Origin of the sequence: Brevibacterium oceani (assembly GCF_017948325.1) — a bacterium.
GTDB classification, from domain to species: domain Bacteria; phylum Actinomycetota; class Actinomycetes; order Actinomycetales; family Brevibacteriaceae; genus Brevibacterium; species Brevibacterium oceani.
The window spans coordinates 4,127,188-4,153,075 of sequence record NZ_CP072846.1; the positions used below are offsets into that span (position 1 = coordinate 4,127,188).

Consider the following 25,888-nt stretch of genomic DNA (forward strand, 5'->3'; position numbering starts at 1 on the left):
CCGTCGCAGCCGCCCGGTCCGGCTCAGACCTGTGAAAGGACCGCCGAGGCGACGGCATCCCCGAGTGCCGAGGTCGTGCCGTGTCCGCCCAGGTCAGGGGTGAGCACACTCGCCTCACCGGTTCCCAGGACGCTCTCTACCCCGGCGAGGACGGCTGCGCCGGCGGCAGTCTCGCCGAGGTGATCGAGCATCATCGCCGCCGACCAGATCTGACCGATCGGATTGGCGATTCCCTTCCCCGCGATGTCGGGTGCCGAACCGTGGACCGGCTCGAAGAGGCTGGGGAAGTCGCCCTCGGGGTTGATGTTTGCGCTGGGAGCGATGCCGATGGTCCCCGTGCAGGCAGGACCGAGATCGGAGAGGATGTCGCCGAACAGATTGCTCGCGACGACGACGTCGAAGTGATCGGGCTTGAGGACGAAGTTGGCCGTGAGGATGTCGATATGGAACTGGTCCCGGTCCACCTGCGGGTAGTTCTCGGACATGAGCTTCACGCGCTCATCCCAATAGGGCATCGTGATCGAGATGCCGTTGCTCTTCGTGGCCGAGGTGAGGTGTCTGTTCGGGCGGGACTGCGCAAGCTCGAAGGCGTACTTGAGCACACGGTCGACGCCGGTGCGCGTCATCACGGTCTCCTGGACGACGATTTCCCGATCGGTGCCCTCGAACATCTTGCCGCCGATCGAGGAGTACTCGCCTTCGGTGTTCTCCCGCACCACGTAGAAGTCGACATCACCGGGCTCGTAGCCGACCAATGGGCTTCGGACTCCGGGAAGCAGTCGACAGGGTCGGAGGTTGATGTACTGGTCGAACGCGCGTCTGAACTGCAGCAGACTGCCCCAGAGGGAAACGTGGTCGGGCACGATCTCGGGCCATCCCACGGCACCGAAGAAGATCGCGTCGTAGCCGCGCAGGGTCTCGAACCAGTCCTCCGGAAGCATGGCCCCGTGCTCCTGATAGTAGCCCGCGCTCGCGAAGTCGAAGTCGACCAAATCGAGTTCGATGCCATACTTCTTCGCCGCTGTCTCGAGGACTTTCGTCCCCTCCGGCATCACTTCCTGCCCGATTCCATCACCGGGGATGACTGCGATCGACTGGGTTGAGCTCATCGGGAACCTGCTTCCGTCCTCTGGGTCTGCGCGGGACCTGTCGGGTCCGCAATCTCCGTGGGCCGCTTCAGCAACGACGCTGCTGACACCGACTCAGTCGGTTCCTCCGACTCAGGGTGGTGACAAGCCACGCGGCTTCCGTCTGACATCGTACGCAGGAGAGGAACCTCAGTGGCACATTGCTCTGTCGCCTTCCAACACCGTGTGCGGAAACGGCACCCGCTCGGGGGACTGAGCGGGCTCGGCACGTCTCCTGTGAGAGTGATACGCTCCCTGCCCCGTTCGATACGCGGATCAGGAATCGGCACCGCTGAGAGCAGGGCCTTGGTGTAAGGATGTTCGGGAGCGGAGAACAGCTCATCGGTCGGAGCCGACTCGACCACTCTGCCGAGGTACATCACGGCCACCACGTCGCTGAGGTACCTGACAACGGAGAGGTCGTGGGCAATGAACACGTAGGTGAGTCCGAGCACGCCCTGGAGTTCCTTGAGCGTGTTGAGGACACCTGCCTGCACACTGACGTCGAGAGCACTGACCGGCTCATCGAGCACGAGCACCTCCGGCTCGACGGCGAGCGCTCGAGCGATGCCGATGCGCTGCCGCTGTCCGCCGGAGAACTCGTGCGGATAGCGTTGGACGAAATCGGGTCGCAACCCGACCATCTCCATGAGTTCCTGTGCTCGCTCTCGGCGGCGACCGGCCGCAAGCCCATGGATCTCGAGTGCCTCGATGATCGCGCTGCCGATCGTCAGCCTGGGGTTGAGGGACGCGAACGGGTCTTGGAAGACCATCTGCACCCGGCGTCGCACAGAACGCAGTTCCTGACCGGTTGCCGATTCGATCGGCTGCCCGCCGAGTCGGATGCTGCCGCTGTCGATATCGTGGAGTCCCACGATGGACCGTCCCAGGGTGGACTTGCCGCAGCCGGACTCTCCGACGATCCCCAACGTCGTGCCCTCGGGGACTTCGAGGCTGATTCCTGACAGGGCGTGGACCGTGCCGGTGCGCCTGCGGAAGAGTCCCGATCTGACAGGGAACTCCTTGACGAGGTCGAGGACTTCGAGTGTGCTGGTCATGTCGATTCTCCTTGCCGAACAGCCGCAACCTCATCGATTCTCAGGCAGACGGACGAGTGGCGATCACTGATTTCTCGCTCGGGAATGGGCGAGGAATCACACGTTCCCGGCACCGCGAACCGGCACCTGGGCGCGAATCGACAGCCCGGCGGCAGCTCTGATGGGTCCGGGGGCGAACCGGGAATCGAGTACAGCGGCGAATCGCCGGAGCTCTCATCGAGCCGCGGCATCGCCTCGAGCAGGCCGAGAGTGTACGGATGGGACGGACGGTAGAAGATATCCTCTGCCTCACCCTCCTCCACCTTCTTCCCGGAATACATGACGAGGACTCTGTCCGCGAGACCGGCGACCACCCCGAGGTCGTGGGTGATGAGCAGCAGCGCGGAATTCGTCCGTTCCTGAACACGGCGCAGCACCTCCAGCACCTGCGCCTGAACGGTGACGTCGAGAGCCGTCGTCGGCTCATCGGCAATGAGCACATCGGGATCGTTGGCGATGCTCATGGCGATCATGATCCGCTGTCGCATTCCTCCCGAGAACTCATGAGGGTATTGGTCGACCCGCTGGTCCGGAGTGGGGATTCCGACGATGTCGAGAAGTTCGATCGCCCGCGCGCGCTCCTCGGCCCGGCTGCGCTTCGGCGCGTGCACCCGCACCGCCTCCATGAGCTGTCCGCCGACGGTCTTCACCGGATTGAGTGCAGCGAGAGCGTCCTGGAACACCATGGAGATCCTGCTCCCGCGCAGCTCACGCAGTTGACCGTCGGTCTTGGTCAGCAGCTCATCTCCGCGAAATCTGATCGAGCCGGTCACCTCAGCCGTGCGCGGGAGGAGACCCATGATCGCCATCGAAGTGATGGACTTGCCCGAGCCGGATTCCCCAACCAGGCAGAGCGTCTCGTTCGCATAGAGGTCGAAACTCAGGCCGCCCACCGAGGTGGCCGGACCGTTGTCCGTGGAGAAGACGACTCCGAGGTCGTCGACAGTGAGCAATGGCTGTTGAGTGACTGTCATCTGCGGCCTCATCGTCTGGTCTGCGGGTCGAGGGCGTCACGAAGTCCATCACCGATGAAATTCACCGAGAGCACCGTGAGCAGAATGAGCAGGCCCGGGTAGAGAAGCAGGTGGACCTGGGGTGTGCCGAGGAGCCCGGCTGCCTGGCTGAGCATATTGCCCCAGCTGGAGTCCGGAGGCTGAACCCCGAAACCGAGGAAGCTCAGAGTCGATTCAGTGATGATCGCGGCGGCCACTGCCAGGGACACGTTCACAGCGATCACCCCAGCGAGGTTCGGAATCATGTGGCGGATGATCACCCGCAGCGGGGAGGCTCCGAGGACGATGGCGGCATCGACGAACTCCTTCTCGCGCAGAGACAGCACCTGGGACCTTGCGACGCGTGCGATGACGGTCCAGCCCAATGCACTCAGAGCGAGCACGATCGTCGCCGATGAGCTGCCGAATCCCTGAAGCACGAGTGCGAGTATGGCAATGGGCGGAACGACGAGGAAGAGATCGACCAGTCTCATGATGAGTTCGTCGACCCAACCGCCGAAGTATCCGGCCAGCGAACCCAGCAGGACCCCGACGAGGGTCGAGAGCAGTCCCACCCCGAGCCCGACCGACATCGAGATCCGCCCCGCGTAGAGCAGCTGGCTGAGGAAGTCGCGTCCGAGTTCATCCGTTCCCAACCAGTGCTCCGTGCTCGGTCCGGTGGAACCGGTGATGAGGTCCTGGTGATTCTCCGGAAACGGGGCGATCCAGGGTGCCCCGAAACAGACGATGACGAGGATCGCCACTACGATCAGACCGGTCACAGCAAGCCTGTGGCGGAGGAACCGACGACGGAAGAGGGCCCATTGACCGACGAATGATCTGGTGGACTTGGTGGTGACGGTCGATTGACGTGCACTCATGACAGCTTCACTCTCGGGTCGAGGTAGGCATAGCTGAGATCTGCCAGCAGGTTGAAGATGACGATGGTGATCGCAACGAGCATCATCCATGGCACGAGCACCTGGGCATCACCGGCGAGAAGGGAGTCGAGGAGAAGCTTTCCCATCCCTGGGATCGAGAAGATCTGTTCGGTGACGACGAGACCGCCGAGGAGGATTCCCGCGTCGAGGAAGACCACTGTGACGAAGGGGGCGAGCGAGTTGCGAAGGGCGTGGTTGATCACGACCTGCCGCTTCGGCACTCCTTTTGCCCGCGCCGTTCGAACATAGTCACTGGTGAGGGAGTCAAGCATCGAAGCTCGTCCGTACCTGCTCCAACTCGCCACCAGGGTGATCGTCATGGTCACCACAGGAAGGGCGAGATGCCGAGCATAGTCCCAGACGTCGGAATGACCCACCGAATGGAGCCCGACGAAATAGAGCGGCGGTTCGGAGAGGTTCCAGAGCTGAACCGGCCACACCCCGAATACCTGGATGAGCAGGAGGCCGAACCAGAACGCGGGAAGGGCGATGCCGATGTAGGACACACCGGTGAACGCGTAGTCGGCGACGCTGTACTGCTTGACGGCTGAATAGGTTCCCACCGCTATTGCGATGAGCGCGCCGAGGAGGACTCCCCAGAAGATGAGCTGGATGGTCGGTCCCGCCGCACCCGTGATCATGTCGACGACGTCTCTGCCGGTACGCGTGCTGGTTCCCCAGTCGCCAGTGATGAAGTCCTTGAACCAGATGAAGTACTGCTCGGGAATCGTTCGGTCAAGGCCCAGCCTCTGCGTCTCGCGAGCGATGGCCGTTGGATCCTGACTCAGTCTGAGTCTGCTCAACGGGTCGAAGGCTCGACGGACCGCCCAGAAGAGAAGGAAGGAGGCAATGAGGATGACGGGTATCGAATAGGCCAGTCTGCGTAAGGCATAGGTGATCATAATTGACGGCCTCCGGCGCGGGATCCGAGTTCGACTTGCCCGGTGGTGGGCATCGTCCTCGAAAGCGATGTCGCTGACTCAGTCAAGGGTCCACTCCTCCATATTCCAGAATGGGCCCTCGGCAGGGTTGATCTCGACCGGGCCGTTGACCCTGCTGCTCGTCATCACGATATTGGGAATGGTGTCAAGGGGGATGCCGGGAACCGCCTCGGCGATCATCTTCTCCAACCGATGGGAGGTCGCGATCTTCTCACGGTCATCGGTTGCCTGCGAGACCGTGTCGAAGAGATCGTCGGCGCCCGGGATGGTCGTGCGCGTGAAGTTGATTCCCGAGAATCCGTTGTCCTCGCTGGGAATGGTCTTCGCCCGAAACGAAGATCCAAGGCCGGGCTCGGGCACGGTATCGATGATCGTCCACAGTCCGACCTCGAAGTCGCCCTTGGGAGCAGTGGTCGAGAAGAGATCGGCGCCGGACACATTGGCGATCTTCACTGTGAAACCTGCCTCACCGGCTTGGTTCTGGATGATCTGTTCGGCGAGTTCACGGCGCTTGTTCCCAGACTGGGTGGTGATTCTGAATTCTGCCGGTCGGCCATTCTTCTCCCAGACCCCCTGCCCGTTCTTCACCCATCCGTCATCGCTCATGAGCTCGTCGACAGCGTTGAGGTCACGCGTGTACCGGGAGAAGTCATCACGTGCATAGGCGCTGTTGAGAGGAGTGAGGAAACTCTGATGAACGCGGTCGACACCGAGCTGACCATAGAGGCGTTGGACGATCGATCCACGGTCGATCGAGCGCGCGAATGCCCGACGCACCTGCTTGCTGTCGAAAGGGAATGCCTCGTTGTTGATCCACAGTGCCTCGAGGTTCCCGGAATCGGTGTCGACGTCGATGTCGGTGTTGGGCACTCCCGATTCGATCTGGCTCATAGCGTCGAGCTGGGGCGTCGGATAGAGCGCCTGAACCTGACCACTCTTGAGTGCAAGGAACGCGGCGGCGGTGTCGGTGATGAACTGGAACGTGACCTTCTTCAGCTTCGGTTTCTCGCCCCAGTAGTTCTCGTTGGGGACAAGCGTCACCGAGACCCCTTTGACCCACGATTCGATTCGCCACGGACCGCCGGAGAAGTCGTAGCCGTCCTTCATCACTTCGGCCCGATCCTCATCCTTGAGAATATGGCTGGGAAGTAGAGAGTAGTCACCGCTGAAGAGCTTCTTCCAGGAACCGTCCGTCGTCTCGAGGGTGACGACTGCGGTCTTCTCATCCGGCGCATCGATCGATTCGATGAGGGAGTATCCGGACTTGTCGAAGATGTCGTCGCCGTCACGGATCTGCAGCCCGGTGTAGACGAAGTCCTCGCCCGTGATCGGTTCTCCGTCGGACCACCGAGCCTCGGGATTGATCCGATAGGTGATCATCTGCTTTCCGTCCTCGGTGATCTCGACCTCGGGATCGTCTGACAGGAGATCGGAGGCGACGAGTTCCCAGGCGTCTCCGTTCTTGCGCGAATCGAAGGCTCGAGGAAGGGTGGGAATCCGCATCGTGTAGGAGCCCCAGATGTTGCTGCCGCACGTTGCGATCCAGTCCGCGCAATCGGGCTCCTGCTCGGCGCCGATGACGATCTGTTCGTCGTCTGCGATGTTCTGATCGACGCCGCCCTCACCGTTCGCACACGCGGTGAGCACAAAGAGAGGCACGAGAGCGACACTCGCAGCTGCGCGCAGTCTGTGCCTGACTCGCGACCGGGTGAAACTCATCATCGAATTTCCTTTCCGCCATCTCCCGGGCCCTTGCGGTTCCCGGTCGTAGCAACAGACTAATGCCGTACCGAAGAGATAGCAATAGGTTTAGTCAATAGGCGTGACTAACTTATGGGCTAGGGTGCTTCGTGCTGGTCTCAACTGCAGTTATCCTTGAGGGCACAGGGCTACGACGATGGGAACACCTTGACGAACTCCGGCAGATCCGAGGACCGCACGCGCCGATCGACATCCGAGGCGCCGGCCCGCACCAGACGCAAGCGCGATTCGCTCAACCGTGCCGTCATCCTCGAGGCCGCTGAGGCGATTGCCGAACGCGACGGCCTCGACGGGCTGACGTTCCAGTCTCTGGGTGCCGAACTCGGGGCCCACCCCACATCGATGTACCGCCACTTCAAAGACAAGGACGAGCTCGTCCTCGCGCTCATCGATTCCCTGCGCGATCGTTCGTACCTCGGGTCCCTCGTCCCCACCGGCGACTGGAGGGAGGATCTGAGGATCGCCGCGCGCGTTGTCCACGAGCACTACCTTCGCTACCCCCAGCTGGCTCAGCAGATGGCGTCGAGGACCACCCGCATGCCTCGTGAGTTCAGCAATATGGAATACACGCTCCAAGCGTTCCTCGACGCGGGATTCGACCATGCGGACGCACTCAAGTATCAACGGGTCTTCGGCAACTACGTTCGCGCACTCTCAAGCATCGAAGCAGCATCCCGATGCCTGCCGGAACAGGTGCGACGCGAGGACGAACTGGCGTGGCGGATGCAGTTCGAGCGCCTCGACTCCGCGGATTTTCCCGCCATCACTGCTGCCGGCCAGCCCCCGCTGAGCATCGGAGATGCCAGCACGTTCGACACCGGGCTCGAGGTGCTCATCAAAGGGCTCGAGGCACTTGCCGAGGCCGCTGCCGATCAGGGATGATCGGACCACCTCGTCGAGGACTCGGTGAGGGCCACGTACTCGAGCTCACGCTCCAACCATTCGTGCTCGATGGCCATGCCCATCGGCGAGTGTCCGGCATCGAACCATTCGATTGACACATCTCCCCCACTCGCCTGCAGCTTCTCGACGTACTTCCGGGCCTGCGCAGGCGGAGTCCGAGAATCACGCGCCCCTTGGAACAGCACGACAGATCCTCGCACTTCGTCGACGTAGCTGGTCGCTGAGAACTTCGCACAGGCATCGTCGAAGCTCAGCGTGCCATTGGCAAGGACCTTCTCCCACACGGGCCTGAGCGCGGCATTCATCTCTTCGAAGGCTGTAGCCCAGTCGGCCATCGCCACCACGGCGAACCCTCCCGCAAAGTACTGGGGCAGTCGGCCCATGGACAGAAGCGTGAGGTGACCTCCGTAGGAGGCACCGGTGACGAAGCTCGACGCAGGGTCTGCGACACCGAGCTGCCTCAGCCGATCCATCACCGCTCGGATATCGGCGATCTCACGGTCACCGTACCCCGTCCAGAAACCTTCCCTGAACTCCCGACCGAATGTCACAGAGCCGCGGTAGTTGAGAGAGGCGAACGCGAATCCCTCTTCCAGCCAGGCCTGTGCCTGCGGGGAGTAGTGGTCGGGGGTCACGAGGTTGGGTCCCCCGTGGATCGATAGGATCGTCCCCCTCACCTCTCCGCACGGAATCGCCCACCACACCTGAACCGGCGTCCCATCCGCACTGGTGACGAGCTCGGAACTGAGAGGAGACCCTTCAGGAAGGTCGGGTGGTTCGATGACGACGCTGGTTCGCCCGTCGGCATCGATGCCGATGAGCGTCGGAGGACGACTCCATGACTGCTCGAAGACGTACACCTCTCCATCCTGGCCCAGGTAGGACTGGGCACTGTAGGCGAATTCCGCAGCGACATCGGGCACGGCATAGCTTCCGGTGCCCTGCCTCACGGTGGACACGCTTCCATCGGTGGTGTCGAGGAGCAGAAGGCGATGGATGCCCTCATCGATGTGCAGCAGGAGGATCTGGGAGTGCTCAGGTGCCCAGTCGAGAGCGAGCACCTCCCCATTGAGCGCTGGCAACGGATAGTCGACTCGCTCTCCAGTGGCAGGTGACCACAGCGCGGGCCTGGCGAAGCCGCTCTTCTCTGTGCTCAGCAGCAGCCTGTCATCTCCCTGCAGCGGGGAGAAGCGCACGGCACGCACCGGCCCGCCATCGCTCATGTCATTGCATACCGCGATCTCTTCGCCGGTGCGCGCATCGACCACGGTGACCGCGGTCCGACGCCACCCAGGATTGTGATCGGTCGAGTCCACGGAGACGAGGTTCGCGTCGGCGGAGATGTGGCCGTACCATGCTTCATTCTGGGACGACCAGATCACCTTCGCTTCGCCCCATGGGTGTGCGGGTATCGACAACAGGTGAAAGCCCTCATCATCGACGATGGTGGCCAGAAGCGTCGATCCGTCGGCCGAGAATTCCACTCCCCTGATGACGTAGGGTTCACGGTCAGGTGTCAGAGGGACGACTTCAGCCCCGTCGACCGATCGGGCGAGGAGCCCGCCGACTTCAGATCCCCCGCCGTCATCGAGGGAGACGACCCAATGCCCGTCGGGTGAGAGGAAGGACTCGAAACTCACCGCGATGGGCAGGATGTCGGAGAGCCCGGTATTCCCTGCGTGTGTCGTGAGGAGGCGCCCTTTGACACCATCGCGATGGTTCTCGATGACAAGCGCCGTGTGTGGGTCTCCGGTCGCCGGTCTCACCGCATGCAGGTAGGGCGTATGGAAGCGCTTCTCCCACGTCGCCGTTGAGCTTCCACTGTTCGATGACGTGGAATCTTTTCGAGTGTTCATTGCTTCTCACCTCTGGTCGTAGTGCCATGGTTCTGAAAATCGGTCGGGTGGTTCGCGCCCACAGCTGGGTGGTCATGGCGTGCTTCCCCGTCCCAGCATGGGGTCGGCAGCTCATCGTCCGGCAGCAGACGAATGCGTCGAATGAGGCCGGCAACGAGGTCGGCTCGCTCGATGATCGACCGGAGATCCGCCCATTCGTGTTCGGCGTGGGCACCGTCTCCCAATGGTCCGAGCCCGTCGAGTGTGGGCGTACCGAGCGCCGCCGTGAAATTGCCGTCGGAAGCGCCTCCCACCTCTGTGCCGTCGAGCGGGGTCTGGCCGAGATCCGCTGCGACCTCGCGTGCCAGAAGATAGAGTGCCTCAGAGTGCTCACGCTCCAGCGGCGGTCGGTTGATGCCTCCGTCGATCGTCAGGGTGACCTCGGGGTCCCGCGGGAGGGTGCCCCTGAATGCGGAGTCGACGCGTTCGAGTTCGTCGAGGCTCCACGCACGAACGTCGAAGGCCACCTCGGCGTCCTCGGGAATGGTGTTCACTGCTGTACCGGCCGATGCGAATGTCGGTGACACTGTCGTGCCGAGCGCATCATCCGAGTGCCGGGAGAGCCTCTGAAGAATATCGGCCATCTCCGCGAGTGCGTTGGCACCCTTCTCGGGCTCGAGACCCGCGTGCGCGGCCCGGCCTCGGAGTCCGACGCGGTAGATCCCCGCACCTCGGCGAGCGATCTTCACTGCACCGTCGAGGCTCGGCTCCAAGATCAGCACAGCACGTGAACGAGCGGCCGCCTGCTCGATGAGCTCACGGGAGGTGACAGATCCGGTCTCCTCATCGCCGGTGACCAGCAGAGAGATGTCGCCCATTCCTCCGAATCCCTCGGCCCCGAGCCTTTCGAGTGCGCCGATTGCCGCTACCAGTCCCGACTTCATGTCGAAGACACCCGGACCGCGAGCACGACCGTCGGCGACAGTGAATGGGAGCCGCTCCAGGGTTCCCACCGGCCAGACGGTATCGGCATGACCGAGCAGGAGCACTCCGCCAGGATTCGCCCCCTCGATGTACAGGTGATCGAAACCGTCGATCTCCCGGATCTCACCGTTGCGACCGATCGCCTCGCCGGCCCAATGTCGGATGTGTGAGAGGCACTTCGCGATACCGTCCCGATGCCCAGTGGGCGACTCGATGTCGACCAAGGTCCGCAGACGTGATTCGACGACCTCGGCTTCGGTGCAGTCTCCCTGCTCGAGACGAACGTCAGTGCCGCTCACGATTCTCGCCCTCCGTCCTCATCACGCTCCGAACCGAAGAACTCCGTGAGCTCGGAGATGACGAAGTCGGGTGCCTCTTCTGCCAGGTAGTGATCGGACTGAGCCGCCACACCTCCGACGTCGGCGGCGTAGTCCCTCCACACCTCCACGACATCGAAATTCCTCCCGACGTACCCCTTCTCACCCCACAGGGCGAGCAGCGGCATCTGCAGACGCCGGTCGCGCTCACGGTCGGCGCGATCGTGGTCGAGATCGACGGTCGCGGCCGACTGGTAGTCGGCAGTCGACGCCTCGACCCCTCCCGGGGCCGTGAAGCATCTGGCATACTCCTCAAACGCGCTCGGATCGATCTCACGACCTCCGGCATAACGCCCCGCGAACCGACTTCGCAGCCAGGTGAGAGGGTCGGCCCTGATGAGGGCCTCGGGCATCCCGTTCTCCAGGGCGAGGAAGAACCAGTGGAAGTAGGAGCTCGCCATGGATCGGTCCACATTGTCGAACATATGCAGGGTGGGGACTATGTCGAGCACGGCCAGGCGTTCGACCGCATTCGGCTGGTCGAGCCCGAGACGATGGGCAACACGTCCGCCCCGATCGTGTCCGGCAACGGAGTACCGGTCGAAACCGAGCGAGGTCATGAGTGCGTGCTGATCAGCCGCCATCTCACGTTTGGAATAGGTGCTGCGATCCGCACTCTGCTCCGGTCTGTCGGAGTCACCATACCCGCGAAGATCGCCGAGGACGACGGTGTGATGCTGCGCAAGCGCCGGTGCGACCAGATGCCACATGTGCTTCGTCTGCGGATAGCCGTGCAGCAGCAGAACCGGTGGCCCTGACCCCGCAATCAGACCGCGGACGCACACATCGGAGCGCGAGCTGCTGATCGGATCGAATCCTTCGAGCATGGTGCTGGTGCCTCCCATCATTGGAAAAAGCCTTAGTCAATTCCATAGACTATACTAGTTGCGAAACGATGAGAAGGCGGTAGGGGCGACCCTCGATCGGTGTGCAAACCGCCGAGCAGACGAGCCGTGAGGAACCCGGAAACGAGCACAGCGGCACTGCGGCTGTGAGCAGAGTGGCACCTCGGCTGGGAGCACAGCAGCGCCTGTGCCGCGAGCATCAGCCGTGATGCGGTGACCGATCAGTCCGGCTTCCGGAACACCGACGGCAGCTTCTTCACCTTCCGTCCGGTCTCCCGATACGACCACTGCCGCATCGGCTGCGGCACCCGCCATTGCAGCTTCCATGCGAGCATGCGGAAGCCGAAGGCGGCGGCCGCAATGATGAGCGAAGTGATTCCATTGAGCAGCCCGGCCACCTCGGCGAGGATCGTCAGCCCAGACCCGAACAGGGCGGGGATGAGATAGAGGTCGGTGCCGCGGAAGATCGCAGGGTCCTCGCTGGCCACGGCATCGCGCATGAGCCCACCGCCGCACGCGGTCAGCGCTCCCATGAGCAGCGCGGCCGGGAAGCTCGCACCGGCACCCAAAGCGATCGTCGTCCCAGTGACGCTGAAGAGCCCGAGCCCCATCGCGTCGAAGGCGACGATCCAGATCCGAGCGCGGGAGATGTGCGACCCGATGATGTAGATGAGCAGGGTCGCGATCAGCGGAGGCGCGAGGTAGATCGGCTGCGCGAGCGCATTCGGCACCCGATCGAGGAGCACATCGCGGATCATCCCGCCGCCGATGCCGGTCATCGTGCCCAGCACCAGTCCACCGGTGATGTCGAAGTTGCGTCGGGCCGCGAGCAGCACACCCGAGACCGCGAAGACGAAGGTGCCGGTGAGGTCGAGTGCGAGGAAGATGACTTCCTGCAGGGTCAGTTCCACATCGGCTCCCGGGCTGGTCGGCTCAGCTGAGCTGGAAGTTGTCCGGGTTCTTGTACGGTTCGATGTCGACGACCGGCGACCCCTTGCCCATGAGCAGCTTCGAGATCGGGCAGCGGGCGTGGGCGCGGGCGGCGTACTTCTCTGCGTCCTCGTCCGAGACTCCGTCGATGGAGATGAACGCGTGCGGCGCGAAGTAGAAGCCGTTGCCGGAGGGTTCCTTGTGCAGTTCGACCTCGACCCGCACTCGGGACAGAGCATCGAGTTCGTTGACGGCGAGCACGACCTTGAGCGTCTCACCGAGGCAGGTCGACCACGCCATAGCGAGGAACTGTTCGGGATTGTTGCCGTCTTCGACGTGCGAGGTCGGGGCCGTGGTCAGCGTCTGACCATCTTCGATTCGCACCTCGCCGGAGGTGCCGCCGAGGTTTTCGACCTTGGCGGTGTAGATGGGCGCGCTCGGGCTCTTCGGCTCGTCCGCATCGTCGCTCCGAGCCTGCGGCTGGGCGTATCCGGGGTTCTCAGTCATTGCACCATGCTACGACAGGCACGCAACAAGTTCATTGTGCTTTCGATGAATGGACCGTGACCTCAGTCCGATCCGTCCGTGCCGACCCGCACCCATCCGCAGCGGGCACCGCTCCGAATGACCATTATGAACGGAACCCGACGTGTCCACCCCCGCCTCCGCGGCGCAGTTGCCGGGCTGGCGGCGACGCTGGCGATGTTCGGCCTCGCCGATGTCCTCGCGCGCGCCTTCAGCCCGAGCGCCGCACCCCTGCTCACCCTCGGGCAGGCGATCATCCCCCTGGCTCCCCCGGCAGCCATCAAACCCGTCATCGCCCTCTTCGGCGACAATGACAAGCTCGTCCTCGTCCTCTCCACCGGCCTCGGCGCGCTCGTCCTCGCGGGTCTCATCGGAGCGGTGGCCGCCTCCCGTCGACGTCTGGGCATGGGACTTCTGCTCATCGCGGGACTCGTCCCCCTCGCCGTCATCATCCTGCGCCCCGAGGCGGGTGCCCTCGATGTCATCCCCACGCTCGTCGGGCTCGCGGTCGGCATCGCCGTCTTCGCCCTGCTGCTGCGGCTCGGCGGGTTCGCAACCTCCGCCGAGGCGGCCCACCGTCCCGTCGACGACGCCGAGGGCACCGCCGTCCCGGATGATCCCGCCGAGGCGGCCGATCGCCCCGAGTCCGAGCCCGATTCCGAGCCCGGCCCTGCGCCCGGTTCACGGACATCGAACCCGCTCAGTCGCCGCCGCTTCTTCGGCCTGGCCGGAGCCGTCGGCACCATCGGCGCCGTCACCATCGCGGTCGGTCAGACCGTTGCCTCCCTCGCACAGGACGCCGGAGCGGCGGTCGCCAAGCTGGTCCTGCCCACCCCGGCGAAGAGGGCCGCCGCGATCCCTGCGGCCGCGAGCACCGACGTCGAGGGCACGGTTCCCTTCGTCACCGAAGCTGCGGACTTCTACCGCATCGACACGGTTCTCGCCCCTCCGGTCATCGACCCCGAACAGTGGTCCCTGCGGATCCACGGAATGGTCGATCAAGAGGTGACACTGACGATGGACGAGCTCCTCGACCTGCCTCTCGAGGAGCACCACATCACGCTCACCTGCGTCTCCAACCCGGTCGGCGGTGGGCTCGTGGGCAATGCGACCTGGCTCGGCTTCCCCGTGCGTGAACTCCTCGCCCGTGCGCACCCGAGTCTTGATGCCGATATGGTCCTTTCGCATTCCTTCGACGGTTTCACCGCGTCGACCCCGATCGAGGCGCTCACTGATGACCGCGAATCCCTGCTGGCGGTCGGGATGAACGGACAGCCGCTGGCTCCCGAACACGGGTTCCCAGCCCGCCTCGTCGTCCCCGGACTCTACGGATTCGTCTCCGCCACCAAATGGGTGACCGAACTCGAGGTCACCCGCTTCGATGAGAAGACCGCCTACTGGACCGACCGCGGGTGGGACGAGAAGGCGCCCATCCTCGTCGCCTCCCGCATCGAGGTGCCGAAGCCGCTGGCCAAGGTCTCCGCCGGAGACATCCGGGTCGGCGGCACCGCGTGGGCGCAGCGTTCGGGCATCGAACGTGTCGAAGTCAAGATCGACGACGGAAAGTGGACGCAGGCAGAGCTGGCCGAGGAGGTCACGATCGACACGTGGAGGCAGTGGCGTGCCGATTTCGCCGAGGTGGAACCGGGCACCCACACGCTCACCGTCCGCGCGACCGACAAGGACGGCACCGTGCAGACGGCGAAACGTCGCGACTCGATCCCGAATTCGGCCACCGGCCACCACCACATCCAGTTCCGCGTCGAATGAGCGCAGAGTCACCTCGGCGAGAAGATTTTCAACTTTCTTCCCGATTCACCCATCCGGATGCGCACCCGCTGCGAATACCCAGTACACAGCGAGCAATGGAGATCACTTCACAGCTGTGCGCGAACACGCATCACTGCTAACAGGAGAAGAACAATGAAGACACTGCTTCGCACTCGCACCGCCACTATCCTCTCGGCCGGAGCCATCGGCCTGTTGGCTCTCAGCGGCTGTGGCATGGATTCCGGCTCCGGAGGAGAGGAGTCCGGTTCGGATTCCGGCAGCTCCGAATCCCAGCCGGCTGACTCGAACGAATCCGAGATGCCCGACGAATCCGGCGACTCGTCCATGAACGATACCGACCTCGTCGGCAAGGGCTGCTCGACCTACGCCGAGGAGAACCCCGACGGGGCCGGATCTGTCGAGGGCATGGGCCAGGACCCTGTCGCCACTGCCGCCTCGAACAACCCGATGCTCACGACCCTGACCAAGGCGGTCTCGGGCAAGCTCAACCCCGATGTCGACCTCGTCGACACCCTCAACGGCGACGAATTCACCGTCATCGCTCCGGTCGACGATGCCTTCGCCGATGTGCCGAAGGACGACCTCGACGCGCTGGCCAAGGATTCGGACATGCTGACGAAGGTGCTGACCTACCATGTCATCCCCGGTCAGCTCTCACCCGATGAGATCGCCGGCGAACATGAGACAGTCGAGGGCTCGAAGGTCAAGATCTCCGGCGAGGGCGAGGACATGAAGTTCGACGATGCCGGTCTCGTCTGCGGCGGCGTCAAGACCGCCAACGCCACGGTCTACATGGTCGACGGTGTGATGATGCCCGACAAGTGACCGAAGAGCCCGCAGCGAGAGAGCACCACGATGCAGTGGCCGGGAACCGATCAGCAGCAACAGGATCGGCTCCCGGCCGCCATCAGTTCCTCGCCGGTTCGTGGGGCTTCATGCGATCGCCTGCTGACCATTCCAGCAGGGCACGGCCCGACGCCGACGCCCGCCCCTGCCGACTCGCTCACCTGGGAAAGGTGTGATCGATTTCTGCATGCATGGCATGATTGGGCAATGAGCTCTGATCACCAGCCGGCGGATTCCGCCGATCCCGGCGGTGTCCTGCTGATCCGCATCGCCGACGGTGACCGGTCCGCATTCGAAGAGCTGTTCACCACCCACTCCCGCATCCTCATGGCCGTCATCCTGCGGATCGTCAAGAGCAGGTCCCTCGCCGAGGAGGTCCTCCAGGACTGCTTCACCGAGGTGTGGACTCGGTGTTCGGGATTCGACCCGAGCCGCGGCAGCGGACGAGCCTGGTTGGTCACCCTGTGCCGGAGACGAGCCATCGACTGTGTGCGCAGCGTCCAGGCCCAACAGGACAGGGACGTAGCGGACGGGCTCCGAACCACTGTCGCGGCCAGTGACCAGGTGGAGCAGACAGTCATCGCCCGCGCAGAGTCCGACCGGACCGTCTCGGCTCTGCAGGTCCTGCCGGATGAGCAGGCCGAACCGATCGTCATGGCCTTCTATCAGGGCATGACCCACACCCAGATCTCGGAGAATCTCCAGGTGCCGCTGGGTACCATCAAGTCACGGATCAGGGACGGAATGAAGAAGCTGCGAGAAGAGTTGGAGGCAAGCCGATGAGCGCAGATCGTGACTATCTGGCTGCCGGGCTGGCTCTCGGCGGGCTCAGCGATGACGAACTCGCCGAGGCTCAGGCGCTGGCCGAAGCCGACGCCGAATTCCGCTCTGAAGTCGCCTCCTATGCCGACGTCATGGCCGAAACGGCCGAATCCGATGAACCGGCCGAGGTCAGCGCGGCGGCCCGCGACGCGATTCTCAGCATCCCTGACAACCATGAGCAGGAACCGGCCGCAGAGTCGACCCCGACAGCCGAGGTACAAACCCCACCGGTCGGTGAGGTTTCGCCCACACCGGCTGCCGCGGAAACCTTCGCCGAGGCACCGCCCGCGCCGACGTCGCTCAGCGCCCATCGGGAGGCCCGCCGATCCGACGCCCGCGCAGACGACCTGGGCCGGGCTCAGCCTCGCCGACGTTCCTGGCTGCCCTGGGCCGCAGCCGCAGCCGCGATCGTCGTCGCCGCCGGTCTCGGCGCGACCGTCTGGCAGCAGAATCAGCGGCAGAACGAGCTGGAAGAGGACCTGGCCGCGACTCAGCAGCAGCTCGATGACTCGGCCCGCCTCATGGAGGCTGGTGACCTGAAGACGAGCACCGCAGATATACCGGACGGCGGAACCGTCACCGTGCTCTCCTCCGAGAGCGAGCAGCTCATCCGCCTCAGTCCAAAAGACATCGGACGGCCACCGGCCGGAAAGTCGATGCAGATGTGGGTCATCGGCGCCGACGGCCCGGAAAGCGCCGGTCTGATGTCGAATCAGCCGGTGACCATCGCCGGCGAGAAGTTCGCGAAGGGCAGCGTCTTCGGCATCACCGTCGAACCCGAGGGCGGTTCGAAGCAGCCGACCACCGACCCGGTTGTCGCGATCGACCTGTAGGTCCGGCGGCAGAGTTCTGCTCGCGGCAGATCGACGGCACCGAGGCGTGACTGCTCCGGACCTCGCCGAGTAGGCTCGCTCCCACCGTCGGCGAAGGAGCAGACATGACCGAATTCGAGTGGGATCCGGACACCTACCAGGCGCTCATGGCCGAGGAGATCCCTGACTATCCTCGCCTGCAGACCGAAGTGGCAGCCGCAGCGGCAGCGGGACGACCGAGGTCGATCCTCGATCTGGGCATCGGCAGCGGTCTGACCGCACAGCGCGTTCTCGAAGCGCTCCCGGAGACGGAACTGCTCGGCATCGACGCGAGTGCCGACATGCTCGCCGCTGCCGAAGAAGCTCTCGACCCGGAGCGCACGGAGCTGCGGCAGAATCGCCTTGAGGATCCGCTTCCGCGTGGCCCCTTCGACTTGGTGATGTCGACGCTCGCGGTCCATCACCTCGACGGTGCCGGCAAGGCGGACCTCTTCGCTCGCATCGCAGCGGTGCTCAGACCCGGCGGACGGTTCGTCCTCGGCGACCTCGTCGTACCCGCCGACCCGGCAGACGTCGTCACCCAGATCGACTGGATCGACGACACTCCCAGCTCTCTCGATGACCAGCTGACCTGGCTCGCAGAGGCGGGGCTGACACCGCACGCGCATTGGCAGCACCGGGACCTCGCCGTCGTCGTGGCGGAGAAACCCTGAGCCGGGTCCAGCACTGCGCCCGCCCTCAGTACTGTGCCCGACTCCAGCGCCTTGCCCTTCCTCCAACACAGTGTCAACCCTCCGTCGCAGGGCGGAGCGCGCACCGCCGAATCCCCATTGCGACGGATGTCCTCGCAGACGGAGACTGTCTAAGCTGAGGGAATGGCAGAGACAGCTGACGATCCGGCCCACCAGCCGGAGCGCGTGATTTCAGACGAGGAACGTCGCCCCACGCGCAGTGATGTCCGGCTCGTGGCTGCGCTGGCCGCCGGGTCGCTCGTGTTCGCCGTGCTCTATTCCGGCAGCGGATTCTGGGAGTTCAAGGCCCCACTGTGGGTCGCCTGCCTGCTCTCGATCATCGTCACTGTTCCGCTCCTGTGGAGGCGGCGCTTCCCGAATCTCGTGGCCTGGTTCATCACCGCGCTCTACGTCACTGCGCAGATTCTGCAGATGATGGAGCCCGGCGTCTCCCAGATCGCTCTCTTCATCTCCGTCTATGCGATCGGCGCATTCCGCCTCAGCCGGCGGGTGGCGTTCGTCTCGCGCTGCCTGCTGTGTCTGGCGATCTTCGTCTATGTCGTCGTCTCCGCCGCCCTGCAGTTCCAGGATCTGGGTGATCTCACCTTCGTCCAGTTCGCAGCGGCCACCGGGGTCACGTTCCTCATCAACGCCGTGTTCTTCGGCGGCGCGTGGCTCTTCGGCAATCGGGCCTACGCCCAGCGTTGCCTGCTCGGCGAACTCCGAGCCGCCAATGAGGAGGTCCGCGAACAGGAACAGCAGCTGACCCGCCAGGCACTTGACCTGGAGCGCGTGCGCATCGCCCGCGAACTCCACGACGGGGTCGCCCACCACATCGCCGGGGTCGGCATCCACGCGGCAGCAGCACGCCGCAGCCTCGAGAAGAACCCCGACAAAGCCAAGGAATCGCTGCAGGTCATCGAGTCCTCGACCCGTGAGACCGTCGATGAGCTCCGCGCCCTCGTCTACACACTCCGCGACACGCACACACCTGCCGACCCGCTCGAGAACACGGACACCGCTCGGGTCAGCACGTCCGACGAACCGGCAGCGTCGTCGGTCAAAGGCAATCCCGGCCTCGGCGATCTGCCCGAGCTCATCACATCGGCCCAACGATTCGGCCAGACCGTCGAGTACACCACGGTCGGGCGACCGCGTCCGCTGACCCCGATCACGGAGATGTCGATCTACCGAGTGATCCAGGAATCCCTGACGAACTGCGCCCGCTATGCGGGCACCGGCGCCGAGGTGGCCGTACGTGTCCGCTACGGCACCGCTGATCTCGAGGTCGAGGTGAGCGATTCCCGCGGTCATGACTCCCGCAATCCCGACTCCCGCGGCATCGATTCGACGACAGAGCGAGCGCACGGATCACACGAGCGCCGCGCCGGTGCGGTCCGTCGGTCGGAGGGAACCGGACTCGGCATCGTCGGGATGAGAGAGCGCATGAATGCCCTCGGCGGCAGCCTCGAGGCCGGTCCGAAATCCCGCGGCGGGTGGCTCGTCCGCGCGCGCATCCCCTACCCGCGCAGCACGGCAGATGGGCTCGGACCCCGGGACGAATTCCCACAGACCGAGGGCCGCGGCCCCGCCGCAGAAACCGCACCCACCGCGAAGGCTCCCGAGCCGCGCGGCTCCGAATCCACCGACTCTGAACACGCTGAGAGGGCCCACCCATGATCCGAGTGCTCCTCGTCGACGACCAATCGATGGTCCGCACCGGTTTCCGCACGATCCTCGAAAGCGAGGACGGGATCACCGTGGTCGGCGAGGCCGAGAACGGGCAGATCGCCATCGACAAAGCCCTCGAGCTCTCCCCCGACGTCATCTGCATGGACGTGCAGATGCCGGTCATGGACGGACTCGAATCCACCGAGCAGATCGTCCGTCGCGGCTCGGGCGGAGCCGTCCTCATGCTCACCACCTTCGACCGCGACGACTTCCTGTTCCGGGCTCTGGCCGCCGGCGCGAGCGGGTTCCTCCTCAAGACCGCCGAGGCCGAACAGCTCATCGACGCCGTCACCGCCCTGGCCGCCGGCGACGGACTCCTCTCCCCCGAGGTGACCCGCCGCGTCATCGAACGCTCGGTGTCCACGCCGGAGCCGATCACCCCCACGGCCCCGGAGCTCGAGCAGCTCACCGAACGCGAACTCGAGGTGCTCAGGTTGGTCGCGACCGGAGCGAGCAACTCTGAGATCGCCTCTCAGCTCTTCGTCGGCGACGCCACGGTGAAGACGCACGTGTCGAATCTGCTGGCAAAGCTCGGCATCCGCGACCGCATCCACGCGGTGATCTGGGCCTACGAGCACGGAGTCGTGGCAATCGGGCGGCAGGACCGGGCAGGGTGAGATGAGTCGGGGACCGCGGGCCGCCTCGGCGGATGGATCGGCACCTTTTATGGACATCGGTCACAGTCTCGGTCACAACGGGAGTAATATGTCTCTCATCGAACCGTCATAGGGCGGTTCGCTCCTCCCCACCGACACCCAACCACCGCATTGACGGTCTCCCCCAGCGAACGGCATCGCAGCTCCCACGGCCGATCCGGTTCGCAGACCGGAAAGGCTGCACACCTATGCACAGTGTGGACGGCATCACCCCCGTCGACCCCACCTATGACCGGCTGGTGCACCTCGCACCGACCCGCAGCCGCGAATCGGCCCAGATCGTCGACCACCTCCGATCCGGCCGCTCCGTCGTCGTGGTCTGCCTGCCCGGTGACGGAGCCCTGGACTTCGCCCGCTCGCTGGCCGCCGCACTCGGTCAGCCTGACCAGACTCTGCTGCGGGCCAGTGCCCACACCACCGCCGAGGAGGTCGCGCGGTTCGTCGATGCCGGCCGTTCGAAGTGCGAACCGCGGATCATCAGCGGCGCCCACCTCCTCACGGATGCGGCGGAACCCGTCATCGACCAGGCACTCCACACCTCCCCGGTGCCGATCGCCTACCTCCTCGACGGCGACCACCTGCGCACCGTCCGCGGCGGAGACGACGGTGTCCTCGGGCAGATCGCCGACGGGTGGAGCAGCGGAGAACTCGAACGGGTCGACTTGGCCCGGCTCACCGGAAGCGAATCCCTGGCGCTGGTCACGGGCTTGTCGGCGACCATTCCCCTCGATGACCTGCAGCTGCGCACCCTGGCGGCGCTGTCCGGAGGCAAGCCGATCGTCGCCGCCGATCTCATCGCCTGGGCGGAGACGAATCCGCACAGGGTGCCCCGGCACTATCCTCACGCAAGCATCGGCACCCCGTTCTTCGGCAACCGGGTGCTGTCACGAGTCTCCACGCGGTTCTCACAGCACAGCCCCGCGACTCTCATCGCTGCCCGCCGCCTCGGCGACCTCAGTCCGATGCCGACCCGCACGGCCAAGCAGCTCTTCGGGGATGCGGTCATCGCCCGGCTCATCGATATGCGCCTGGCACGGGAATTCGATGTCAGCGGCCGCGCGTCTGTGGCGGTCTCGTCGCTGCACGTCGATGCGCTGGCCAACCAGCCCCTCGGCGAGGCAGACGCCGCGGACGAGGAGAAGTTCGAACGCCGCCTGACGACCTTGTGGAAGGCCGGCTACCCGGTCGGTGAGGCCGCTGAGATCGGTCTGGCCAGGGACGTCATCAACGAGGGCCTCGACATCGATCGGCGCCGCACCGAACTGCTGCTCAGGGCGGCACGTTCGCTCAACCGCCTCGGCGACCCTTTGGAAGCGACGATCATGCTCCACATCGTCGAAGATGCGGTGCAGGATGATCCGCTCTTCCTCGAATGGGAGCTGCAGATGATCACGGCGCTCCTGCTGGGAGGCGACCGCGCAGGAGCACTCGAGATGATCAGGAAGGGGATCGGCCTCGGGGCCATGGGCCGCGAACGTGATCCCGTCGTCCACGAACTCCTCACCACGGCCGCGACGGCATTGTCGGCCGAACGCGAGCTGCCGCGGTGGTGGACGGATTTCCTCGCCGAGGAGGTCGAACCGAAGATTCCCGGGTTCTCGAACCTCGTGTCCTCCTTCACCGGGGGTGCGATGACCCGGGTCGAGGACGCCCGCGCGGTGGCCGATTCTCCTGCCGCACCGTGGTCGCTGAGACTCATGGCCTTCGCCGCACTGTGCCAGTACCACCTGAAGACCGATGACGCCGAAGCGCTGATGACTGCCGCCGCCGAAGGACTCGACCTCATCGCCGAGATCACGACCGTCCGATCGCGACCGCTCAGCGGCTTCACCTTCACGATGGCCTGGTTCTTCACCATCGGCGCGACCGTCAACTGCCTGCTGGCCGGAGTCGAACCGCAGCGCTCCGAACTCGCCACCCGAACCCTTCTGGCTTCGGCGACAGGAGCCTCAGCCCACAGCGGATGGCAGCTGAGCGCGACGACCGCATGGTGCATCGGCATCCAACGTCTGCTCGACGGAGAGACCGAGCTCGCCGCCCGGGACTACGAGGCGGTGGCCGACACGGTCACCCCGGCACTGTTCGCGGTCGGTTGGGGTCTGCGGGACACCCTCGGCCGATGGCAGCGCAGCAACGCGCCTTTCTACAACCCGGCCTCGACCACCGACAGTGCCCCGTGCGAGGGCTACCGACTCCATGACGGCCTCGCGTCGTTCCTGCTCGGGCCCGGGGCGACGAATCCCGGGCCGATGCCCGCGTGGATGCACACCATCTTCGCTCATGCCCGCGTGCTCGACGGCACGATCAGCCCCGCCGAGGCGCGCGAGTCCCTACCCGCGGAGGTCGAGACCCTGACCATGCCGGGCCCCCGGGCCGCACGCCGACATATCGAAGCCGCAGCGGACGAGGATGCCGAGGAACTCCTCGCAGCCGGCCGGGAGCTGCAGAAGGTCGGATACCGCGGTGCCGCCCGACATGCGTTTGCCGAGGCCAGAGCCTTGTTTCTCGGACAGCGACTCAGCGCTCGGGCACGGATGGCCGGAGAGGCCCTGGACGCGCTGCGGCAGCGGGCGTCCATTCCGCCGGAAGATCCGCAGCCGAAGGAAGACACGGCGGGAGCTGCCTCTGCGGCAGCACCGCCCGTGACCCTGACCGATCGTGAGCTCGAGGTGTGCCGCCTCGTCGCCGAAGGGCTGACGAACGTGCAGATCAGCCAGCGACTCGTGCTTTCGGTGCGCACCGTCGAATCGCATGTGCTGCAGGCTCGGGCCAAGCTCGGGGCGGAGCGTCGCCGTGATATTCCGCGGTTGATGCTCACGCTGCGCGACACCGGCCGGATCAATGCTTCGGACCACGCGCGGCGCTAGTGGACTTCGCACCGGTCGCTGCACCGGTTGTCTTCGTTTCATTCGACGCGTCGGCCCTTTTCGGCCGCACCGGACGGCCCGACCACCACACGTAGATGCCGGCTGCCACCAGGCCTGCTGCCATGATGACGATCCACCAGGGGAAGCCCGGCAGGTCCGATTCGGCCAGACCTGATTCGCGGTCGGCGGCAGGGGTCGGGTAGACGCGTTCGGCGGTGACGAGGATGCGCTGGGAGTTGATGCCCAGCGGGGTGCACGTCACGAGGGTGACGAGGTCCCGGTCGGGGATCGTGCCCAGCGATTCGGTCTCATCGGGATCGACGACCTGAGTCCTCACGACCTGGTAGCTGAGCACCTCGCCGAAGGTCGTGAGCGTGAACCGGTCCCCCTTGCCGACCTTGTCGAGGTTCGTGAACATGGTCGCCTCGGCGAGTCCCCGGTGGCCGGTGATGACCGAGTGTGTGCCCTTTCCCCCGACGGGCAGGCTCGTGCCTTCGAGGTGGCCGAGCCCCTTGAGCAGGGTGGCATCGTCCGTGCCGTGGTAGACGGGCAGGTCGAGGTCGATCTTCGGAATCCGCAGTCGGGTCATCACTCCGGGCCCGCCGTCGTCGAGGACGTCCTCGTACGCGGGTGCGCCTTTCGCCGAGGTGCCCTCGCCCGACGGCAGCCGTTGATTCGATTCGAGACTGGCTCCGGATTCGAGGGCATCGTTGTACTTGTGGGCGAGAGCGATCTGGTGGGCGTTCTCGGCGCGGTTTCCGGCGGTCCCGTCCGCGGCGTTGTCGATGATCTTCGACTGATCGAGCTGAGAGAACCACGCAGCCGCGCTCGGGTAGGTCCAGATGCCCAGGCCGGTCAGGGCGATGAGCGCGACGACGAGGGAGAGAATCGGCACGCGCCAGCGGCGCCCGTCGGTGGACGGGCGCCGCGTGGCCGTACCCGGCACGGCAGCCTCGGTGGTCTGCCTGCCTTCAGGTGAGTGAGTCACACCTGATTCTTGCGGCGGTTGGCTGCGACGATGCCTGCACCACCGGCGATGAGCATGAGGCCGATGCCGGCGATCATCGCGAGCAGCTTGCCGTCAGCACCGGTCAGCGGGAGGTCCGGGTGACCCTGCTGGGTGTTGGCGAACTTGTACTCGAAGGCACTCGCGACTTCACCGGCGGTGACGGTGACCTCGTTGAGAGAGTCGTCGAGGATGTAGCCGGCCGGGGCCTTGGTCTCCTTGGCCCAGTACTTCTGCGTGGTGTCGTCATTGTTGCCGACCCACAGGGTGACGGAGACAGTGCCGTCGGCTGCGGTCTTCACCGAAGCGACCTTGTTCTTGCCGGCAGCATCGGAGAAGATGTCGAACTCGGCACCGGCAAGGGTGTGCCCCTGGTCGCCGGCGACGTGCTTGATGACCTTGAGCGAGCCCCAGTTCGTGCTCACGGCAGGGGTCTCGACCTTGGAGTCGTTCGTGTTGACCAGGGCGGTGTTCTCGATGGTGCCGTCGCCCTGGGAGGTGACCTTCGTGGTGATCGTGGCGACGACCTTGTTACCGCCCTCGAGCTTGTTCAGTCCGGTCGCTGTGAAGGTGATGGACACTGTGCCGCCGTTGTTCGCGAGCGTGTAGTCGGTGCCCTCCGTGAAGCCCGCGACCTTGGCGGAAACGAAACCGAGGCGGGAATCGAGCTTGTCGGTGATGACGAACTTCTTGTACCCGTTGTTCGCGGCCGGAACCGGTGCGGTGATGGTCCAGTCGACGGTCGAACCGAGGATCGGTGCTGAGGGGTTCGAGACCTCTTTGGTCGGCTGGGTCTTGTTCACCGAGTTCTTCGGGTAGACGTTGACGTCGTAGAGCCACTTGCCGTTGTCCTGCGAGAGCGGAAGCGTGACGAGGAACGGATCAGTCGTCGAGGTCGCGTTCGCGGGAGCCTTGGTCTCGGTGACGAGGTAGAGGCCGAGCGGCAGACCTTCGAAGGTCGCGAGTCCGCCGTTTGCGGTGGTCTTCGCGACGCCGTTGCCCAGCGAGAATCCGCCGGCCTTGACCTCGGAGGCCTTGAGACCGGTGATGAGGTCCCAGCCCTCGGGGGTCGTCAGGTCGACGGCCTGGCCACCCTTGTCTGTGACCTTCTGGACGGTGAATTCGGCGCCGTTCAGCGGTTCGCCGAGCTTCGAGGTGTCCGTGATCGCCGATCCGTCACCCCCATCGGTGCCGTAGCTGCCGTCGTACTTGTGGATGATGATCGAGCCGGTCCGACCGGAATCGATGTTGCCCACATTGTCAGCGGCCTGCGCGGTGCCGGCCATGCCCAGAACGCTCAGCGAGGCGATGGCGGCCACCGCGGTCAGACGCCGCAACAGACCTGATTTCCTGTTTTTCATTGTTTCC

22 protein-coding genes are annotated in these 25,888 nt (G+C 64.8%); 9 read left to right on the forward strand and 13 right to left on the reverse strand.

Annotation, left to right across the window (positions count from 1 at the left end):
- Window positions 1–23: 23 nt before the first annotated feature.
- From J9314_RS18280 to J9314_RS18305, 6 genes are all read right to left on the reverse strand, one after another.
- Window positions 24–1,109, reverse strand: a complete 1,086-nt coding sequence (locus J9314_RS18280) for a tartrate dehydrogenase (protein ID WP_210603703.1) — start codon at window positions 1,107–1,109, stop codon at window positions 24–26.
- The gene (locus tag J9314_RS18285) at window positions 1,106–2,185 is read right to left on the reverse strand and encodes an ABC transporter ATP-binding protein (protein ID WP_210603704.1); all 1,080 of its coding nucleotides are present in this window, start codon (window positions 2,183–2,185) and stop codon (window positions 1,106–1,108) included. Before J9314_RS18285 ends, J9314_RS18280 begins: the two co-directional genes overlap by 4 nt.
- The gene (locus tag J9314_RS18290; protein WP_210603705.1) at window positions 2,182–3,198 is read right to left on the reverse strand and encodes an ABC transporter ATP-binding protein; all 1,017 of its coding nucleotides are present in this window, start codon (window positions 3,196–3,198) and stop codon (window positions 2,182–2,184) included. The genes J9314_RS18285 and J9314_RS18290 overlap by 4 nt, the downstream gene beginning before the upstream one ends.
- Window positions 3,199–3,206: 8 nt before the next feature.
- Window positions 3,207–4,097 (reverse strand): ABC transporter permease, encoded by an 891-nt coding sequence (locus J9314_RS18295; protein WP_210603706.1) that lies wholly within the window; start codon window positions 4,095–4,097, stop codon window positions 3,207–3,209.
- Complete coding sequence (locus tag J9314_RS18300; protein WP_210603707.1) at window positions 4,094–5,059, reverse strand: ABC transporter permease; 966 nt, start codon at window positions 5,057–5,059, stop codon at window positions 4,094–4,096. Before J9314_RS18300 ends, J9314_RS18295 begins: the two co-directional genes overlap by 4 nt.
- Before the next feature lie 78 nt (window positions 5,060–5,137).
- Window positions 5,138–6,757 (reverse strand): ABC transporter substrate-binding protein, encoded by a 1,620-nt coding sequence (locus J9314_RS18305; RefSeq protein ID WP_210603708.1) that lies wholly within the window; start codon window positions 6,755–6,757, stop codon window positions 5,138–5,140.
- 249 nt (window positions 6,758–7,006) lie between these two features.
- Here J9314_RS18305 and J9314_RS18310 point away from each other — a divergent pair, with 249 nt between their 5' ends.
- Window positions 7,007–7,741 (forward strand): TetR/AcrR family transcriptional regulator, encoded by a 735-nt coding sequence (locus J9314_RS18310; RefSeq protein WP_210603709.1) that lies wholly within the window; start codon window positions 7,007–7,009, stop codon window positions 7,739–7,741.
- Here J9314_RS18310 and J9314_RS18315 read toward each other — a convergent pair.
- The 5 genes from J9314_RS18315 to J9314_RS18335 form a co-directional block, all read right to left on the reverse strand.
- A complete protein-coding gene (locus tag J9314_RS18315; protein WP_210603710.1) occupies window positions 7,732–9,618 on the reverse strand; it encodes a S9 family peptidase in 1,887 nt (628 codons plus the stop codon). The genes J9314_RS18310 and J9314_RS18315 overlap by 10 nt on opposite strands.
- Entirely contained in the window at window positions 9,615–10,880 is a 1,266-nt protein-coding gene (locus J9314_RS18320; protein WP_210603711.1) for a M20 family metallopeptidase, read from the reverse strand. Before J9314_RS18320 ends, J9314_RS18315 begins: the two co-directional genes overlap by 4 nt.
- Window positions 10,877–11,806 (reverse strand): alpha/beta fold hydrolase, encoded by a 930-nt coding sequence (locus J9314_RS18325; RefSeq protein WP_210603712.1) that lies wholly within the window; start codon window positions 11,804–11,806, stop codon window positions 10,877–10,879. The genes J9314_RS18320 and J9314_RS18325 overlap by 4 nt, the downstream gene beginning before the upstream one ends.
- 218 nt (window positions 11,807–12,024) lie before the next feature.
- Window positions 12,025–12,714 carry a trimeric intracellular cation channel family protein gene (locus tag J9314_RS18330; protein WP_246490499.1) on the reverse strand — a complete coding sequence of 230 codons (690 nt, stop codon included), beginning with the start codon at window positions 12,712–12,714 and terminating at the stop codon, window positions 12,025–12,027.
- Window positions 12,715–12,736: 22 nt separating this feature from the next.
- Window positions 12,737–13,240 (reverse strand): OsmC family protein, encoded by a 504-nt coding sequence (locus J9314_RS18335; protein ID WP_210603713.1) that lies wholly within the window; start codon window positions 13,238–13,240, stop codon window positions 12,737–12,739.
- A gap of 126 nt (window positions 13,241–13,366) precedes the next feature.
- Between J9314_RS18335 and J9314_RS18340 the strand changes: the two genes are divergently transcribed.
- From J9314_RS18340 to J9314_RS18375, 8 genes are all read left to right on the forward strand, one after another.
- Window positions 13,367–15,028, forward strand: a complete 1,662-nt coding sequence (locus J9314_RS18340) for a molybdopterin-dependent oxidoreductase (protein WP_210603714.1) — start codon at window positions 13,367–13,369, stop codon at window positions 15,026–15,028.
- Window positions 15,029–15,181: 153 nt separating this feature from the next.
- Window positions 15,182–15,874, forward strand: a complete 693-nt coding sequence (locus J9314_RS18345) for a fasciclin domain-containing protein (RefSeq protein WP_246490500.1) — start codon at window positions 15,182–15,184, stop codon at window positions 15,872–15,874.
- A 228-nt stretch (window positions 15,875–16,102) separates the two neighbouring features.
- Complete coding sequence (locus J9314_RS18350) at window positions 16,103–16,678, forward strand: sigma-70 family RNA polymerase sigma factor (RefSeq protein WP_210603715.1); 576 nt, start codon at window positions 16,103–16,105, stop codon at window positions 16,676–16,678.
- Window positions 16,675–17,550: an anti-sigma factor gene (locus tag J9314_RS18355; protein ID WP_210603716.1), complete on the forward strand. Its 876-nt coding sequence runs from the start codon at window positions 16,675–16,677 to the stop codon at window positions 17,548–17,550. The genes J9314_RS18350 and J9314_RS18355 overlap by 4 nt, the downstream gene beginning before the upstream one ends.
- Window positions 17,551–17,654: 104 nt before the next feature.
- Window positions 17,655–18,242 carry a class I SAM-dependent methyltransferase gene (locus tag J9314_RS18360; protein ID WP_210603717.1) on the forward strand — a complete coding sequence of 196 codons (588 nt, stop codon included), beginning with the start codon at window positions 17,655–17,657 and terminating at the stop codon, window positions 18,240–18,242.
- Between the two features lie 162 nt (window positions 18,243–18,404).
- Window positions 18,405–19,940 carry a sensor histidine kinase gene (locus J9314_RS18365; RefSeq protein ID WP_210603718.1) on the forward strand — a complete coding sequence of 512 codons (1,536 nt, stop codon included), beginning with the start codon at window positions 18,405–18,407 and terminating at the stop codon, window positions 19,938–19,940.
- Window positions 19,937–20,608 (forward strand): response regulator, encoded by a 672-nt coding sequence (locus J9314_RS18370; RefSeq protein WP_210603719.1) that lies wholly within the window; start codon window positions 19,937–19,939, stop codon window positions 20,606–20,608. The genes J9314_RS18365 and J9314_RS18370 overlap by 4 nt, the downstream gene beginning before the upstream one ends.
- Before the next feature lie 227 nt (window positions 20,609–20,835).
- The gene (locus J9314_RS18375) at window positions 20,836–23,514 is read left to right on the forward strand and encodes a helix-turn-helix transcriptional regulator (RefSeq protein WP_210603720.1); all 2,679 of its coding nucleotides are present in this window, start codon (window positions 20,836–20,838) and stop codon (window positions 23,512–23,514) included.
- On the opposite strand, the gene J9314_RS18380 is transcribed toward J9314_RS18375, so the two are convergent.
- Both J9314_RS18380 and J9314_RS18385 read right to left on the reverse strand, forming a co-directional pair.
- Window positions 23,486–24,502, reverse strand: coding sequence for a class C sortase (locus J9314_RS18380; protein WP_210603721.1), 1,017 nt, complete (start codon window positions 24,500–24,502; stop codon window positions 23,486–23,488). The two genes, J9314_RS18375 and J9314_RS18380, sit on opposite strands and share 29 nt — an antisense overlap.
- Window positions 24,499–25,881 carry a SpaH/EbpB family LPXTG-anchored major pilin gene (locus J9314_RS18385; RefSeq protein WP_210603722.1) on the reverse strand — a complete coding sequence of 461 codons (1,383 nt, stop codon included), beginning with the start codon at window positions 25,879–25,881 and terminating at the stop codon, window positions 24,499–24,501. The genes J9314_RS18380 and J9314_RS18385 overlap by 4 nt, the downstream gene beginning before the upstream one ends.
- Between the last annotated feature and the right edge of the window lie 7 nt (window positions 25,882–25,888).

What these genes read in the sequence shown, in the direction of transcription:
- J9314_RS18300 (WP_210603707.1), bottom strand. Translation starts at nt 5,059, where the DNA reads ATGATCACCTATGCCTTACGCAGACTGGCCTATTCGATACCCGTCATC.
- J9314_RS18335 (WP_210603713.1), bottom strand. Translation starts at nt 13,240, where the DNA reads ATGACTGAGAACCCCGGATACGCCCAGCCGCAGGCTCGGAGCGACGAT.
- J9314_RS18295 (WP_210603706.1), bottom strand. Translation starts at nt 4,097, where the DNA reads ATGAGTGCACGTCAATCGACCGTCACCACCAAGTCCACCAGATCATTC.
- J9314_RS18290 (WP_210603705.1), bottom strand. Translation starts at nt 3,198, where the DNA reads ATGACAGTCACTCAACAGCCATTGCTCACTGTCGACGACCTCGGAGTC.
- J9314_RS18325 (WP_210603712.1), bottom strand. Translation starts at nt 11,806, where the DNA reads ATGATGGGAGGCACCAGCACCATGCTCGAAGGATTCGATCCGATCAGC.
- J9314_RS18280 (WP_210603703.1), bottom strand. Translation starts at nt 1,109, where the DNA reads ATGAGCTCAACCCAGTCGATCGCAGTCATCCCCGGTGATGGAATCGGG.
- J9314_RS18315 (WP_210603710.1), bottom strand. Translation starts at nt 9,618, where the DNA reads ATGAACACTCGAAAAGATTCCACGTCATCGAACAGTGGAAGCTCAACG.
- J9314_RS18375 (WP_210603720.1), top strand. Translation starts at nt 20,836, where the DNA reads ATGCACAGTGTGGACGGCATCACCCCCGTCGACCCCACCTATGACCGG.
- J9314_RS18360 (WP_210603717.1), top strand. Translation starts at nt 17,655, where the DNA reads ATGACCGAATTCGAGTGGGATCCGGACACCTACCAGGCGCTCATGGCC.
- J9314_RS18385 (WP_210603722.1), bottom strand. Translation starts at nt 25,881, where the DNA reads ATGAAAAACAGGAAATCAGGTCTGTTGCGGCGTCTGACCGCGGTGGCC.
- J9314_RS18345 (WP_246490500.1), top strand. Translation starts at nt 15,182, where the DNA reads ATGAAGACACTGCTTCGCACTCGCACCGCCACTATCCTCTCGGCCGGA.
- J9314_RS18370 (WP_210603719.1), top strand. Translation starts at nt 19,937, where the DNA reads ATGATCCGAGTGCTCCTCGTCGACGACCAATCGATGGTCCGCACCGGT.
- J9314_RS18365 (WP_210603718.1), top strand. Translation starts at nt 18,405, where the DNA reads ATGGCAGAGACAGCTGACGATCCGGCCCACCAGCCGGAGCGCGTGATT.
- J9314_RS18355 (WP_210603716.1), top strand. Translation starts at nt 16,675, where the DNA reads ATGAGCGCAGATCGTGACTATCTGGCTGCCGGGCTGGCTCTCGGCGGG.
- J9314_RS18285 (WP_210603704.1), bottom strand. Translation starts at nt 2,185, where the DNA reads ATGACCAGCACACTCGAAGTCCTCGACCTCGTCAAGGAGTTCCCTGTC.
- J9314_RS18340 (WP_210603714.1), top strand. Translation starts at nt 13,367, where the DNA reads ATGAACGGAACCCGACGTGTCCACCCCCGCCTCCGCGGCGCAGTTGCC.
- J9314_RS18350 (WP_210603715.1), top strand. Translation starts at nt 16,103, where the DNA reads ATGAGCTCTGATCACCAGCCGGCGGATTCCGCCGATCCCGGCGGTGTC.